This window comes from Saccharopolyspora gloriosae (assembly GCF_022828475.1).
Taxonomy (GTDB): Bacteria; Actinomycetota; Actinomycetes; order Mycobacteriales; family Pseudonocardiaceae; genus Saccharopolyspora_C; species Saccharopolyspora_C gloriosae_A.
Map to the genome: position 1 here is coordinate 5,965,541 of NZ_CP059557.1, position 16,023 is coordinate 5,981,563.

11 protein-coding genes and 1 pseudogene are annotated in these 16,023 nt (G+C 70.4%); 6 read left to right on the plus strand and 6 right to left on the minus strand.

The genetic code is table 11. The features are described 5' to 3' along the window. Positions 1-17 precede the first annotated feature (17 nt). Complete coding sequence (locus H2Q94_RS26150) at positions 18-1,490, minus strand: helix-turn-helix domain-containing protein (RefSeq protein WP_243789810.1); 1,473 nt, start codon at positions 1,488-1,490, stop codon at positions 18-20. A gap of 105 nt (positions 1,491-1,595) precedes the next feature. Then, positions 1,596-4,895, minus strand: coding sequence for an ATP-dependent helicase (locus H2Q94_RS26155; RefSeq protein ID WP_397545378.1), 3,300 nt, complete (start codon positions 4,893-4,895; stop codon positions 1,596-1,598). A gap of 211 nt (positions 4,896-5,106) precedes the next feature. On the opposite strand from H2Q94_RS26155, the gene H2Q94_RS26160 reads away from it, so the two are divergent. From H2Q94_RS26160 to H2Q94_RS26185, 6 genes and pseudogenes are all read left to right on the plus strand, one after another. Then, the gene (locus H2Q94_RS26160) at positions 5,107-6,105 is read left to right on the plus strand and encodes a chitinase (protein ID WP_243789811.1); all 999 of its coding nucleotides are present in this window, start codon (positions 5,107-5,109) and stop codon (positions 6,103-6,105) included. A gap of 233 nt (positions 6,106-6,338) precedes the next feature. Then, positions 6,339-6,689, plus strand: a pseudogene (locus tag H2Q94_RS26165) (hypothetical protein); the annotation flags it as partial. A 320-nt stretch (positions 6,690-7,009) separates the two neighbouring features. Continuing rightward, entirely contained in the window at positions 7,010-9,937 is a 2,928-nt protein-coding gene (locus H2Q94_RS26170) for a sensor histidine kinase (protein WP_243789813.1), read from the plus strand. Between the two features lie 11 nt (positions 9,938-9,948). Continuing rightward, complete coding sequence (locus H2Q94_RS26175) at positions 9,949-10,371, plus strand: roadblock/LC7 domain-containing protein (RefSeq protein ID WP_243789814.1); 423 nt, start codon at positions 9,949-9,951, stop codon at positions 10,369-10,371. Beyond that, positions 10,368-10,742 (plus strand): DUF742 domain-containing protein, encoded by a 375-nt coding sequence (locus H2Q94_RS26180; protein ID WP_243789815.1) that lies wholly within the window; start codon positions 10,368-10,370, stop codon positions 10,740-10,742. The genes H2Q94_RS26175 and H2Q94_RS26180 overlap by 4 nt, the downstream gene beginning before the upstream one ends. A 101-nt stretch (positions 10,743-10,843) precedes the next feature. Beyond that, entirely contained in the window at positions 10,844-11,140 is a 297-nt protein-coding gene (locus H2Q94_RS26185; protein WP_243789816.1) for an MGMT family protein, read from the plus strand. A 38-nt stretch (positions 11,141-11,178) separates the two neighbouring features. Here the strand turns inward: H2Q94_RS26185 and H2Q94_RS26190 are convergent, their stop codons facing one another. The 4 genes from H2Q94_RS26190 to H2Q94_RS26205 form a co-directional block, all read right to left on the minus strand. Next, positions 11,179-12,009 (minus strand): uroporphyrinogen-III synthase, encoded by an 831-nt coding sequence (locus tag H2Q94_RS26190; protein ID WP_243789817.1) that lies wholly within the window; start codon positions 12,007-12,009, stop codon positions 11,179-11,181. A gap of 45 nt (positions 12,010-12,054) precedes the next feature. Continuing rightward, on the minus strand, positions 12,055-12,852 hold the full coding sequence (locus H2Q94_RS26195) for a TIGR02569 family protein (RefSeq protein ID WP_243789818.1): 798 nt from the start codon (positions 12,850-12,852) through the stop codon (positions 12,055-12,057). Between the two features lie 633 nt (positions 12,853-13,485). Next, positions 13,486-14,670, minus strand: a complete 1,185-nt coding sequence (gene moeZ / locus H2Q94_RS26200; protein ID WP_243789819.1) for an adenylyltransferase/sulfurtransferase MoeZ — start codon at positions 14,668-14,670, stop codon at positions 13,486-13,488. A gap of 248 nt (positions 14,671-14,918) precedes the next feature. Further along, positions 14,919-15,968 carry a DUF3152 domain-containing protein gene (locus H2Q94_RS26205; RefSeq protein WP_243789820.1) on the minus strand — a complete coding sequence of 350 codons (1,050 nt, stop codon included), beginning with the start codon at positions 15,966-15,968 and terminating at the stop codon, positions 14,919-14,921. Positions 15,969-16,023: the final 55 nt, after the last annotated feature.

Here is a 16,023-nt window from a genome sequence, read left to right on the forward strand (position 1 = left end):
AACCGGGCTCACTCCGCCTACCTCGGTAGGCGGAACTCTTCGGAAGTCGCCACGACCCGATCGCTTCGATCCGGCCGGTCATCGCGCAGCGCGAGCTCGCGAACGCAGGGCACGCAAGGCATTCCACTCACAACTACCTCGGCCCGATGCCCGTCGATCTCCGCACCGCACATCGCCAGGTAGACAGCCGAGGACGTCCACACCGCCGTGTGCACGACCCGGCTCGCCTCGCCGACTTCACCGGCGCGGTACCGGATCGGGACGCGGACCGGACGGGGGCAGGGGACTGCGGAATCACTCATGCCGTCATGTTCGGCCCGATTCCGGAGAGTCCGGGGGACCAGCTCACCGGCGATCTCCCTGGCCACCGGGTGGCACCGCATCGACTCCTCCCCCGCGCGCACCGCGCGCTGCAGGACGTGCAACGTCGCGGCGCGGTCCTTGCGCTGGTGGTAAGCGCGCGCCGTTTCCAGCCACAGTCGAGCCCGGCGATCCACCGACGGCACCGACTCGGGATCGACCTGCTCGGCGGCGTCGATCGCACTGGCCGAGCGGTACAGGTCCACCTGGACGGACACCGAGGTCACCGCACTGTTGGCGCGGCCGAACAAGGTCCACGGGTGCGCGTAATCCGCAGGCAACCTGTTCGCCATCGCCTCGGCCTGATCCAGCCTGCGCAGCGCATCACCTTCACGTCCCAGCCGCGCGGCGGTGATCGAGCCGTGCAACCGGCACGCTCCCCACAGTGCGCGAACCGAATCTTCGGCCGCGTCCAGTCGAGGTTCGAGCAGCGCGGCGGCGTCGTCCACGAGTCGCACGGCGTCCTCCTCGCGGCCGGTCGCGCGCCAAACATTGCCCAGCACCCACGCGGATCCGGCCAGCGCGATCGGGTCATCGGCCAGTTCCGCCGACGTCATGCACCGATCCGCCGCCAACCACAGCAGCGCCGAATCCGACACCCAGGCGAGCACCTGCTCAGCGAGCGCATAAGCGGCCGACAGCGCGATGTGCGCTTCCCGCCGCTCAGAACCGTCGAGCACTCGGGCCGCCCTGCGTCCATCGCGAATGATCTGCGGCAGCACCGCCCCCACGGCTTTGCGCGGCGTCGGCGAGGAATGCCACAGCGCCCAGGCCTCAGCCGTCCGATCCAGCAACGCGGCCGGAGTCGGGCAGGCCTCCGCCGACACCGCCAGAGCGGTTTCCTCAATGGCTTCGCGCAGAACGGGAACGACGTCGTGCGAGCAGCGCTCGGTCGAGCCGGGCGGCGGCGGTCCCCCGGTGAGTTCGGATACGTCGCGCACGCCCAGCGCACCGGCGAGTTCAACGAGCTTCTCCCAGCGCGGCGTCCGCAAACGCCCCTTCTCGACGGCTTTGAGCCACTCCGGCGATCTGCCGACCAGACCCGCCACGACAGGACGGGATTTGCCGCGACGCTCCCGGAGGATCTGGATGCGTTCGCCGACGGTCTTCCCTGCGAGCTCATCGGCCATGACGACCACCTCTTCGCGGTAACGACCTGCGCGCGGCCGATCGCCGCCCTGGATCATCAGGCTAGCGAGGCGATGGTGACGCAAGCCATACCGGCACCGCTCCCGTCACTGGCCGACTTGGCGGCCTTCGGGGTGGATGGGGCAGGACGGGCGGGCCGGGCAACGGGGACAGTCGGAGTTCTCCGCGGCGACGTAAGCCGGGCCGACGCTGGAGGCCGCGGCGTCGTGCACGACGTCCAGCCACACCCGCAGCCGGTCCTCGTCGAGGCCTTCCTGCGCCCGCTCGGTCCACGGCCCCTGGCGGGACGACTTCGCCACGTACAGCAGGCGGGCGCCGCCGGGTTCGGTGAGCGCGTCGGCCGAGGTCTCGCCGCCTTGGAACGCGCCGAGCGCGGCGGCCAGCTGGTAGACGGCGAGCTGCGGGTGTTCCTGCGCGTCGCCTGCGCTCACCGCGGACTTGCTGGTCTTGACGTCGACCACCACGGGCTTGCCGTCGCCGTCCGCCTCCAGGCGGTCCACCCGGCCGCGCAACCGCAGCTTCGGGCCGCCCTCGCGGCTCGGCACCTCCAGGTCCAGGTCCCGCTCCACGCCGAGCTGCGTCAACTCGGCGCGGGAACTCTCCAGCCAGCCGAGGAACGCGTCGAGCATGCCCTCCACCCGGCGCCGCTCGTGGCGGGAGAACCACGGCGCTCCGGCGTCCACGGACTGCCACGCCTGGTCCAGCGCGACCCGCAGCTGCTCGCGGTCGGCGCCTTCCGCCGCCTTCTCCACCAGGGCGTGCACCAGGGTTCCGGTGACCGAGGCGAGTTCCGCCGCGTCCTCGCCGCCGTGGCGCTGCACCATCCAGCGCAGCGGGCACTTGCTCAGAACGTCCACAGTGGATGGCGAGACTTTGACCGCTTCGTCCTGTTCCACCAGCGGCGCGTCGGTGGAGGACTCCGGCAGGCCGTACCAGCCATCCGGATCCGCCCCGGGAACTCCGGCGACGGCGAGCCGCGCGAGCTGCTCGGCGGCCCGCTCCCGGCGGCCCGGTTTCGCCTCGCCGTCGCAGACCACCCGGCGCAGCTCGGCGACCAGTTCGCCCAGCACCAAGCCGCGTTCCGGACGCAGCAGCGGCCGCTGCTGCTCCGCGTCGGTGCTGATGCCCTCCAACTCGTCGAGGAACCGAGACGGCTGTTCGTCCTCCCCGCGCACCGCGCTCACCAGCAGCGAACGCCGCGCCCGACCGGCGGCGACCAGCAGCAGCCGCCGTTCCTCCGCCAGCAGCGGCGCCGTCGCCGACACGCGATCCTGCTCGTCCACCCCGGAGAGCGCGTCCACCAGCCGACCGGTGTGCAACACCGAACCGCGCAACCGCAGGTCGGGCCACGTTCCTTCCTGCACACCGGGAATCGCCACGACCCCCCACTCCCGGCCCGCCGAGGCGTGCGCGGTCAGCACCGACACCGCGTCGCCCGCCGGAGCCGTCGGCGCGAGGCTGCTGCCGGTGATGCGCTGCTTGCGCAGCTCCTCCACGAAACCCACGACGTCCGAACCGGGCTTGCGGTCCGCGTACTGCGCGGCGGCGTCGAACAACGCGACCACCGCGTCCAAGTCCCGATCGGCCTGCGCGCCCGTGACGCCGCCGCGTTCGGACGCCGCGACCCAGCGCTGCTCCAGCCCGGAGGCCTTCCACACTCGCCACAACGCCTCTTCGACGCCCTTGCCGATCACCTCGGTCGCGGTGGCCAGCAACGACGCCAGCCTCCGGGCGGGGCGCGCGGCGGCGTCCTCCAGGCCCGCCAGCCGGTCGCCGTCGCGCAACACCTCCACCAGCAGGTCGCCGCTCGACTTCTGCTCACCGGTGGCCTTCTGCAACCGCAGCAGGCCGCGCCGCAAGCGCCGCAACGCCAACGGATCCGCACCGCCCAGCGAGGAGGACAGCAACGCCTCGGCCGCATCCGGATCCAGCGCGGCCGGACTCGCCGCGCAGTGCAGCAACATCAGCAACGGCCGGATCGCGGTGCGATGCGCCAGCGGCACGTCGTCCACCGGAACCGCCAACGGCACCCCCGCCGCCAGCAGCGCCCGGCGCAGCACCGGCAGCGACCGGCCGGTGGAGCGCACGATCACCGCCATGTCCGACCACGGCACCTCGTCGAGCAGGTGCGCGCGGCGCAGCTGGTCGGCCACCCACGCCGCCTCCTGCGCCTGCGTGCCGAGCAGCCGCACCTGCACCGAGCCGCCGTCGCCGTCCGGCGGCCGCAACGCGCGCTGCGGCCCCGCGCCCGGCAGGCCCTTGATCAACCTGCCGACGGCGGTGTGCACGGCGGGCGACATCCGGTAGCCGGTGGTGAGCACCTCGGTGCTGTCCGGTTCGGCCTCGGTCAGGCCGCTCGGGTCGGCGCCGCGGAACGAGTGCACCGCCTGATCCGGATCACCGGCCAGCAGGAACTCACGCGCCGTCCTGCCGAGCACGTTGATCAGATCGAACTGCTGCGGATCCAGCTGCTGCGCGTCGTCGACCAGCAGGTAGCGCACCCGGTCCTGTTCCGCCGCGAGCAGCTTCGGGTCCGTTCCGAACGCCTGCAGTGCCCGGGCCACCGATTCCGCCGCGTCCAGCTCCGCCGGGCCTCGCCCCTCGCTCCGCAACGACGTGACCTGCTCGTACTGGACACCGAACTTGCCCGCCGCCACCCATTCCGGACGGCCGTGGCGCTCCCCCTGCTCGATCAGCTGGGACGGATCCACGCCGCGTTCTGCCACCTGCAGCAGCAGGTCGCGCAGCTCACCGGCGAACGCCTCCGCCGGCAGCGCCGCGCGCAACGAATCCGGCCAGTTCAGCGCGCCGTGCTCCAGGTCCCCGTCGAGCAAATCCCGGATCAGCGCGTCTTGATCCGGCCCGTTGAGCATCCGAGGTTGCGGTACCTCCGCCAGCACGGCCTGCAGCCGCAGCACCGCGAACGCGTAGGAGTGCACGGTGCGCACCAGCGGTTCCTGCGCGGTGCGCAGGCCCTGACGGGAGGTGAGCCGCTTGGTGATCTGCGCCCGCATCCGGGCCGCCGCCGCCTTGCCGGAGGTCAGCACCAGCACGTTCTCCGGCGGCACGCCGAGGCGCAGGATGCGGTCGGCCGCCACCTCGGCCACCAAAGTCGTCTTCCCGGTGCCGGGGCCGCCGAGGACGCGCCGGAAACCACCGTCGGCGTGGAGCACCCGCCGCGCGGGCTCGTCCCAGTCCAGCCGTCGATCGCCGCCGGGGCGGCGGACGAGCAGCGGCGCGGCGCGCTGAGCCGCTCGGGTCTGCTCGCGCGTTGAGGTCCTGTTCGGGGCGGGCACGGCGACGATGGAATCACGCCGCACCGACACCGATCGCGCAGGCCGGGCCGATCGGGCGAAAATAACGGCAATTTCCCACCCTTTTCCCATTCTGCTGTGAACGCGAGCGAAAAACTCCTCTATGGACTCATCAAATCGCTGGCCAGCGCTGATACAGAAAGCGACAGAGCAAACACGCCAAGACCCCGGAGGGGGCACGCGAATATTCCTTTTGGTGGTACGAACCAATTTCAGGTTCTGGGAAGGTCCCGCTGTGCCACGGAGCCCCGCCGTGGCGAACAAGATCCCCGAAGGAGGACCAGTGGGCAAGCTCCGCAAGAACATGCTCACCCTGGCCGGCACCGGTGCCGCCGTCGCCTGCGCGGCCACCCTGACCGCCGTTCCCGCGCTGAGCGCCAACAACGACGCCGCCCCCAAAGCCGAGAGCCCCGTCGCGGCCTCGCCGTACCTCTACAACGGCTGGGGCAACCCGCCGGCGCCGAGCGAGGTGCAGAACGCCGCCGGCGTCAAGGACTTCACGCTCGCGTTCATCAACGCCGACGGCACCTGCAACCCGGCGTGGGACGGCACCCGTCCGCTGGACGGCCAGGACAAGGCCACCATCGACGAGATCCGCGCCGGCGGCGGCGACGTGATCCCCTCGATCGGCGGCTGGAGCGGCAACAAGCTCGGCGAGGTCTGCACCGACGCGCAGTCCCTCGCGGGCGCCTACCAGAAGGTGATCGACGCGTACGGCCTCACGGCCATCGACATCGACATCGAATCCACCGAATTCGAGACCCCCGCCTCACGAGACCGCGTGATCGAGGCCCTGAAGATCACGAAGGAGGCCAACCCCGGCATCAAGACCGTGGTCACCTTCGGCACCACGACCACCGGGCCGAACGAGAACGGCAAGGCCATGCTCGCCAAGGCCGCCGAGGTCGGCGCCGACATCGACGTGTGGACCCAGATGCCGTTCGACTTCAACGGCACCGACATGGCCCAGGACACGATCAACACCACCGACGCGCTGAAAGAACAGGTCAAGACGACCTTCGGCTACGACGACGCGGCGGCCTACGCGCACGTCGGCATCTCCTCGATGAACGGCAACACCGACGTCGAAGGCGAGCACGTCGACGTGGCCGCGTTCCAGAAGATGGCCGACTATGCCAAGGAGAAGGGCCTCGGCCGGTTCACCTTCTGGTCGGTCAACCGCGACCGCCCCTGCGACGGCGGCGGCGACGTCAGCAGCTGCAGCGGCGCCGAGCAGCAGCCCTGGGAGTTCTCCTCCATCGTTGCTGGGTTTGCTGGCTGAGTCTCCGGTCGGTTTGCTTTGGTGGTCGGGTGGCGGAACCTCAGTTGGTCTCTCGCTGCGGGATCTTTTTCCCAAGTGGCTCCGCCACGAGGGAAAAAGCTGTCCTCGCGAGAGACCAACTGAGAACCCGCCGGTGGTCGGCTTTGTGACGTGGGCTATGCGCTGACGCGCATCCAGGCACGGCTTCGCCGCAAGGCACGGCTTGCTTCGCTGCCGCACGGCACGGCCTTCGGCCGCAAGGCACGGCTTGCTTCGCTGCCGCACGGCACGGCCTTCGGCCGCAAAGCACGGCTTGCTTCGCTGCCGCACGGCACGGCCTTCGGCCGCAAAGCACGGCTTGCTTCGCTGCCGCACGGCACGGCCTTCGGCCGCAAAGCACGGCTTGCTTCGCTGCCGCACGGCACGGCCTTCGGCCGCGAGGCAAGCGGGGCTTCGCCCGCCGACTGCACGGATTCGCCGCAGGGCACGGCCTTTGGCCGCTGGGATTGGGCTTCGCCGCGAGGCGCGGCCTTCGGCGGGAGGCGGGTGGGGCGTTGCCTGTCCTTTGTCGGAGTCGCCGTCTTACTGCGGGGGTTCGCCGCTGACGAGGCCAGGAATGGCCGAGGACACCGTTTCCAATTTCATCTTTCGCGTTGCGCCGTATGTCCTAGCTATTTCTAGGGCATACGGCGCAATGGTGATCCGCCGTATCATCAGTTGATCTTGACGTGCTAAGATCCCGGCGGTTTCATGCGGGAAAAGCGAATCGGGGGGAACCGGGACGCGAGCGTCCGATCATCGCCACACCCCGCGAACCCGTCTCCCTCAGCACAACACCACGCCTGACGGCGTTGGCGTTTCGCATGCCGCCGAGACCGCCGCGACGCGCTTCGTCGCGTGCACCGGCACACACGGGTGGGACGTAGTGCAGAAGCTCGATGACTGGCGCAAAGGCCGCCGCAGCATCCGCGACCGCCTCTACGGCGTGGTCCTGATACCCGGCATCGCGCTCCTGGTGCTCTGGTCGATCATCAGCGGAGTCACCCTCTACAACGGGATCCACCTGCGCGGCATCGCCTCCGGCGTGCGCGACGTGTCGCTACCCGCGATGCGGGTGCTCGCCTCGGCGCAGAAAGAACGCACGCTGAGCCTGCTCCAGTTCGCCTCACCCGGTTCCGCCGGAGAGCGGCTCGGCAGGCAGCGCGAGGCCACCGACCGGGCGCTGACCGCGATGCGCGATGCCGCCGACCCGACGCTGCAGCAAGCCCCGGACGAAGTCGCCGAACGGATGCGCGCCCTCAACCGAGTCATCGCGGAACTGCCCGTGATCCGCGCGGGCGTGGACGGCATGCAGACCGACCGCGCCCGGATCCACGGGCACTACAACGCTTTCGTCGACGCGGGCTCCGCGCTGTTCGAATCGCAGGCCCGGTTGTTCCCGGACTCCGCGGTCGCGCAGGGCGGGCTGCGGGCCGACGCGTTCTTCACCGCCGCGGACCGGATGGCCCGGGCCGCGTCGCTCGCCTCCGACGGGCTGCGCACCGGCACCTTCACCGACGCCGACCACCTGGCGTTCGCGCAGCTGACCGGCGCTTACCACCTGGAGCTGGAGTCGAGCGCCGCGTCCGCGCCGCCTGATGTGCGGGCGCAGTACACCAAGATCATCTCTTCGCCGCACTTCCGGCACCTGGCCGATCTGGAGAACCAGATCATCCAGAACGGCTCGTGGACGTCCGCGGACGACGCGCCCCCGGTCGACGCGACCGACTGGCTCACCACCAGCGACCTCGTCACCGACGACCTCACCACGCTGGCCTCCACGCAGGCGCAGCGCACCGCAGCAGCCGGACTGGAAGCGGGCGATCGCAACCTGATCCAGGTCGCCATCGGCAGCGTGGTGGCCCTGCTGATCGTGCTGCTCGCGATCCTGGTCGCACTGCGCGTGTCCCGCGGCCTGTCCCGGCGGCTCAACGGATTGCGCGACGACACGCTGCTGCTCGCCGGCGGGCAGTTGCCGGAGATCGTGGGCCGGTTGCGCCGCGGCGAACGCGTCGACATCGACCGCGAAGTCGCGCACCTGGACTACGGCCGGGACGAGATCGGCCAGGTCGCCGAAGCCTTCAACACCGCGCAGCGCACCGCCGTGTCCGCCGCCGTGCAGGAAGCGCAGGCCCGCGAAGGCGTGCACACGGTGTTCCTCGGCATCGCCGGACGCAGCCAAGCCCTGGTGCACCGGCTGTTGACGATGATCGACCGGCTGGAACGCGAAGAGCAGGACCCGGACCGGATGGCGCTGCTGTTCGGCCTCGACCACCTCGCCACCCGCGCCCGCCGCAACGCCGAGAACCTGATCATCCTCGGCGGCGGGCAACCCGGACGCCGGTGGTCGCGCCCCATCGAACTCGCCGACGTGCTGCGCAGTGCGGTCGCCGAGACGAAGCACTACGCGCGAATCCGGGTGCAGCGGCCGCCGGACCTGGCGCTGCACGGCGACGCCGTCGCCGACACCGTGCACCTGCTGGCGGAACTGCTGGACAACGCGACCTCGTTCTCCCCGCCGGAATCGCGGGTGAACGTGCACAGCCACACCGTCGCCCGCGGCGTGGTGATCGAGGTGGAGGACCGCGGCCTCGGCATGGCCGACGCGGACCGAGAAGCCGCGAACACGATGCTGGCCGGACCGCCCGAGTTCGACGCGATGGCGTTGCGCTCCGACAGCAGGCTCGGGCTGTTCGTGGTGGCGCGGCTCGCCGACCGGCACGGCATCGGCGTGGAGCTGCGCACCTCCGCCTACGGCGGCACTCGGGCGACCGTGCTGCTGCCCGCGAAGCTGATCGTGGAGCCCATCGAGCCCGGCCCCGGCGAGGCGCACACCTCGCAGCTCCCGCGAGTGCGCTCCGCCTCCGGCGACGATCCGCGGCAGGAGCCGGACGAGGACGCGGCGGCGCTCCCGGCTGCTCCGGCGGAATCGGTCGACCTCGTGAAAGCCGCGGACACCACCGGCGAATCCACGGCGGCGGAGTTCGATGCCGTCGGCCCGTCCGCGGGCTCGGCGGTTCTCGAGCTCGACGTGGATCCCGCGACCGAGATTTCCACCGCGGCGACGTCGGTGGCGTCGAGCACCGAGACCACTGATCCGGAGCTCGAGGCGATCGGCTCCGACGAACCCGGGACCGCGCAGGACCCCGCCCCGGAATCCGGCACGCCCGACGGCGAACCCACGGCGGACGACCACTCCTGGCCGCCCGACACGGAAAATTCGGACCGAACGGACGACCTCGCCGAAGACGGGGCTCCCGCAGCTCCTGACGCTGCACGATTGCCACCCGAGCGTTCAACCGACGTCACCGCTTCGGGCGACGACTCGTCGGCGGAGCACAGCTACCGTTCGGATGGAGGGGAACCGTTCGAGCCCGGAATTCACGGCGAATCCGTGCTCGACGCGGCATGGCCGACCGAGGATCCCGCCGGGAACGCGGAATCGGTCGCCTGGCCGGGAGACTCGGATCCGGCGATCACCGATCCGAACGGCCACCAGCCGATCACCGACACCGCGGCGCCCGCGGCCGACGACGACCAGACCACGAACGACAGCAGCGACAACAGCACGAACGGTCCGGACGGCGATCCGGCGGTGGAGCCCGGCGAATCCATGGTTCCGCTGCCCCGCCGCCGCAAGCAGGCCAACCTCGCCCCGGAGCTCGCCCGCGACCAACCGGCCGAGGACGAACACCGAACCGAATCCGGATCCCGCTCCGCGGAGGAGATCCGGGCATTGATGTCGGCGATCCAGCGCGGCACCGACCGGGGACGCAGACCAGCCGACCCGGATGCGGGCACGACCGATGAGTGAAGGGACGCACAGTGCGGCACACGAGCACCACGACCGAATTCGAGCTTGGCCGGTTGCTGGGCGACCTGGTCGATCGCGTCGCGGGCGCCCGCCACGCGGTCGTGCTGTCCACCGACGGCCTGGTGGTCGAATGCTCGCCTGAACTGTCCACAGTGGATTCCGAGGCGCTGGCGGCGACGGCTTCCGCGCTGCACGGGCTCGCCCGCGGAACCGGGCACCGCTTCGGCGGCGGCTCCATCCGGCAGACCGTGGTGGAGATGGACCACGCGTTCCTGTTCGTCACCGCCGCCGACAACGGCTCCTGCCTGGCGCTGCTCGGCGAGGAACACGCCGATGTCGGACTCATCGCCTACGAGATCAACCTGTTCGTCCAGCAAGCGGGCCACGCCATCGAGGCCGCACCGCGCTCCCGGCTCACTCCGACGGCGACGTGACCTCGCGGCGGGCGGCGACGGACGGGTGGCGCGACAGCGCGGCCGGCCCACTCGTGCGGCCGTACGCGCTGACGCGCGGCCGAACCCACGCCGCCGCCGCCGAACTGGACCGGGCCACCCTCGTCGTGGCCGCACCGGAACCCGCCGCCTCGGACGAGTGGGACGCCGACCGCGAACGAATCCTGATGCTGTGCGCGCAGCCGAAATCGGTCGCGGATCTGGCCGCCGAGCTGGAGATTCCGCTGGTGGTGACGAAGGTCCTCGTGTCCGACCTGCTCGACAGCGGCGACCTCAGCGTGCCGCTGACCCCACTTCGCGAACCCGACTACGCCCTGCTGCAGGCAGTGCTGGATGGCATCCGCCGCTTGTAATAGCGAGCAATCCCAAAGCCATGCGGACGAGCCGTCCCGTTCCCGCTCACCCGGTGATCCGTTGCCGTCACCGACGTTCGGGTCTCTGGGACACTGCATCCGTGGACGAGGAAACACTGGAACGGGTTCGAGCAGTGGTCGCCGCCATCCCGCCCGGATCGGTGCTCGCCTACGGCGACGTCGCGGAACTCGCCGGGCTGCGTTCGGCGCGACTCGTGGGCCGGATCCTCGCCGAGGACGGCGCGGACATCTCCTGGCACCGAGTGCTGCGCTCCGACGGCACGATCGCCGAACACCTGCGGCAGCGCCAGCTCGAACTCCTCCGCGGCGAAGGCGTCCTCGCCGACGGAGCCCGCATCAACATGCGCCGCTACCGCTGGTCCGGCTCCGAATCCTGACCCCCCTGCTCACCTCCACACCGTGACCGGGGCAGGGGTCAGCGGGCGAAGGTGGGGAGTTCGTCCGCGACCAGTTTCACCAGTGCGGCGGTGCGGGCTCGTTCCGGCATGGCGTGCGGTAGTCCGGCACGGGCGATCGGTGCTGCGGTGACCGGGCCGACGCAGGCGATGAACACCTTGTCCCGCAACGCTTCCAGCAATGCCTCGCCGCGCCCGGATCGCTGCGCGCGGGCCAGGAAGTTCGTCGCGGCGGGTGCGCTGGTCAGCGGCAACGCGTGCACTTCACCGGCGATCACCTCGTCGATCAGCCGGTCCAGCGCGGGCAGGTCCTCCGGATCCGTCCAGCGGTACACCACGATCGGCAGCACTTCGGCGCCCGCCGCGCGCAGCCGCTCCCGGAAGTCGGTCATCGGGTCACCGTGCAGCTGCACCACGACCCGTTGGCCTTCGACGCCCACTTCCAGCAACCGGGCGAGGATGTCGGCGACCTCCTCCGTCGGCGCGGTGAACGACTCGCGCAAACCCGCCCCGCGGACCGCTCCGCGCGCTTTCGCGCCCCGCGCCAGCAGCTCGGCCGAACGCAGCTGTTCGAGCAGCCGCTCCCCCAGGCCACGAACCTCCGCCGACTCGATCCAGCCGCGGAATCCGGTTCCGGTCACCGCGACCACGTGGTGCACCGGCCGCGCCAGCACCGCCTCCGTCGCCGCGGTCAGCTCACCGTCGTCGTGCACCGGAACCGTGTGCATCGCAGGCGCGTAGCGCACCTGGGCGCCGCGCCGTTCCAGCAGTGCCCCCAGCTCACCCGCCTTGCGCTCGGCGGTGATCCCCACGGTGAACCCGCGCAGCGGTTCGGTGTCGTCGACAGTCACCTGCCCATCGTCACACCCGGACGGCCCCGAGCGGTCCCGGGGAGGTCAGAGGACTTCGAGGACCATCTGCGAGGCGTGCTCCAGGCCACCGAGCGAGTCCGTCGTGGAACGCGGGTGCAGCGCGTGCACCGCGAGCCGGAACAGCAGTGCTCGCAGCAGCGCCTGCGGCCAGTCCGTCAGATGCGACCAGCGCTCCACGATCGCCGCGTCCGAGCCGCCCCAGGACAGCGCGTCGATCACCGCGACCGCCGCGGCCCATTCCGCCGGTCGCCAGAACGGGGCGAAGTCGATGATGCCGGGCGGCGCGTTGCCCGCGAACAGCACGTTGCCGAACAGATCACCGTGCACGACCTGCGGGCGCAACTGCGTGCGGCGCCGCGAACCCGCCAGCACGTCGTAGAGCCTGCCGCCCTTGTCCAGCGGCAGCGGGTAGTCCTCTTCGCCCCAGGACATCCGGTCCGCCAGCGCGTAGATGTCCTGGCGCGCGTCGACGAACTTGGGCCGGGTGAGCACGCTGCTGGCCGCGTGCAGGCGCAACGACATGGCCACGACCTCGTCGTGGCGCGGCTCCGGACGTCCCGTGATGTCGCGGCTCGCGGACCAACCGGACACCACCCAGCGACCGTCGGTGGAGCGGACCGGCCTGCCCACTCGCACCTCGTCCGGTTCCAGCAGGTCAAGCGTCTGAGCCACCCAGGCGGCTTCGGCGGTGTTCGCAGCCGGTTTGAGCACGACCTCACCGCAACGCCAGGCAACGCCGCCGTTGAGCAGTTCCGCGTCCTCCCCGCGCGCACCGAACGCCGCGCGCACGTGCGGCGGGGGCGGCTCCGGAGTTCCAGTCACGGCGCAGACGCTACCTCGGAGATCCCCGAATGGGGGTCAGGCACTCCGCAGATCATGACCCGAAGCGAATCGTGATCTCACGCGCACCCCGACGAACGACGACCGGCCCGACCCCCGCGAACGGGAACCGGGCCGAAATGACCACCGCACAACGCCACCACAACGCAAAACGACAACCCATTCGCCATCCGCGCCAACAAATCCACAACCACCCTGTCAGCCGGCAGAACCGTGCCTCCGCACGGCGAAACCCACCTGCGGCAATTGCCGTCCCTTACAACCGAAGGCCACGCCTTGGGCGGCAAAGCCCGCCTGCCTCGCGGCGCAGCCACGCCTTGGGCGGCAAAGCCCGCCTGCCTCGCGGCGCAGCCACGCCTTGGGCGGCAAAGCCCGCCTGCCTCGCGGCGCAGCCACGCCTTGGGCGGCAAAGCCCGCCTGCCTTGCGGCGCAGCCGTGCTTGTATGCGCGCAGCGCATAGCCCACGTCGAAAAGCCGCTCACCGGCGGGTTCTCAGTGGTCTTCTCGCGAGGACAGCTTTTTCCCTCGTGGCGGAGCCACTAGGGAAAAAGATCCCGCAGCGAGAAGACCACTGAGGTTCCGCTACCCGACCACCCGAGCAAAACGACCGGAGACTCAGTAAGTAGGCAAACTGGTGTCGACTTCGTTCGCCCAGCCGAGGACGCCGCCGCCGACGTGCACTGCGTCGGCGAAGCCTGCCTTGTGCAGTGCTGCGAGGGCCTCGGCGGATCGTCCGCCCGACTTGCAGTGCAGCACGATCTGCCGGTCTTGCGGCAGTTCGGACAGCGCCGCGCCGGACAGGATGCGGTCCTTCGGGATCAGCGTGGAGCCGTCGATCTTGACGATCTCGTACTCGTGCGGTTCCCGGACGTCGACCAGCTGGAACTTGTCGCCCCGGTCGAACTTGTCCTTGAGCTCGCGCGGCGTGATCGTGCTGTTCACCGCGGCCTGCTGCGCGTCGTCCGAGACGACCCCGCAGAACGCCTCGTAGTCGATCAGCTCGGTGATCTTGTCCGCGTTCGGGTCCTTGCGGATCTTGACCGTCCGGTAGCTCATCTCCAGCGCGTCGTAGATCATCAGCCGGCCGACGAGGGTCTCGCCGATGCCGGTGATGAGCTTGATCGCCTCGGTGGACATGATCGAACCGATGGAGGCGCACAGCACGCCCAGCACGCCGCCTTCGGCGCAGGACGGCACCATTCCGGGCGGCGGCGGCTCCGGGTACAGGTCGCGGTAGTTCGGACCCTTCGCCTCCCAGAACACGCTGACCTGGCCTTCGAAGCGGAAGATCGAGCCCCACACGTAGGGCTTGCCCGCCAGCACCGCGGCGTCGTTGACCAGATACCGGGTCGCGAAGTTGTCCGTGCCGTCCAGGATCAGGTCGTAGTCGGCGAAGATGCCCAGCGCGTTGTCCGTGGACAGGTACGTCTGGTGCAGGTTGACCTTGACGAACGGATTGATCTCGGCGATCGAGTCGCGAGCCGACTCCGCCTTGGGCCTGTCCAGGTCGGACTGGCCGTGAATGACCTGCCGGTGCAGGTTCGACTCGTCGACGGCGTCGAACTCGACGATGCCGATCGTGCCGACCCCGGCCGCGGCCAGGTACAGCAGTGCCGGGCTGCCGAGCCCACCGGCACCGATCACCAGGACCTTCGCGTTCTTCAGCCGCTTCTGCCCGTCCATCCCGACATCCGGGATGATCAGGTGGCGGCTGTAGCGCGCGACCTCTTCCTTGGTCAACTCCGCCGCCGGCTCAACGAGCGGCGGTAGCGTCGTTGCCTGGGCTGAATCGCCGGACATCTCCCAGCTCCTCCTCAGTGGTCCTCACCTCGTCGTTCACCCGACACCGCGGGGACGACGAGCGTCCGCGCCCGGAATCGGCTGAGCCGAACCGTCGCGAAAGGTGCAACGCCAGAGTGGCGGATCGTCTTCCCGCCTCCCAAATTACTCCCACACTCCGAGAAGGCAGTGGCCGCTACCACGTCCCGGCTTCGAATGATCTTGGTCCGGGCAGGCGCACGCCGGGCCGCGCGGGATCACCGCGGGGCTCAGCTGCCGCTGCCGCCCACGGGGAACGGCCAGGCGTTGTACTTGCAGACGAAGCCGTCGGAGGGGATCTCCGTGCCCTGGGGCACGGCCTTGTTCAGCTCGTGTAGTTCGTTGTTCGCGGTGCTGAACGTCTGCTGCATCATCACCGGCGCCAGACCGCCCTGCTTCCCGCACGGCACGTGCCCGTTGCCGAAGACGTGGCCCACTTCGTGATTGATCGCATAACGCCGGTAGGTGCCGATGTCGCCTTCGAACGCCACCGCGCCGCGCACCCAGCGGGCCGCGTTGATGTAGACCCGGTCGGAGATGCGGCACGAGGTGTCGAACGGGAGCCCGCTGCCGTAACCGCAGATCTCCCGTGCCGTGTTCTGGCTGACCAGCGTCACCCGGAAATCCGGGGAGGCGGAGCCCTCGACGCGCTGCAGCGCGATGTCCCCCGCCTCCGGATTCGTCCAGCTGCGCGGGTCGGCGAGGGTGTCCTGGGTGAGCTTGCCGAACGAGTCGTTGCCCTCCGCCAGCTTCACCCCGACCTCGACCTCGACCGTGTAGCGGTACAGGTCGTCGCCGGTGCCGACCTTCGGCGAGCCGCCGGGCAGCACGTCGAAGGTGCGCCCGCCGACCTCCGGAACCGGGGATCCCGGGGGGAGTTCCGCGGAGAAGAGGTTCGCGTCGTAGGTCTGCCCCGGCGGCGCCTCGGTGACCACCGGCGCCTCCGGCACGTTCGGCGCCTGGACGTGCGTGCCCGAGCCACCGTCACCGAGCTGCTCGGACTGCGGATCCACGGACTGGAACACGGCCAGCGCGGTGATCACGATCAGCAACGGGACCGCGTAGATGCGCCATCCGTACAGCGACCAGGCATTACGCCGCTCACGCCGTGGAGGCTCGGGCTCGTCGATGTCGTAGTCGCGCTCGTCGAACGGCCGCCAGGACGCGGCGAGCGGTTCGTCCGGACGCGGACTGCGCCTGGCGCGGGGAACGGCGGCTCCGTCCGCCTCATCCGAGTTGCCGGGGGCGGCGTCACGGGGTCGTCTCGGCGGGCGCGGCACGGTCTAAGCGTGCCATAGCCCGAGCGTGCCCATCGAGGCTGTGGCCTGCAGCGTC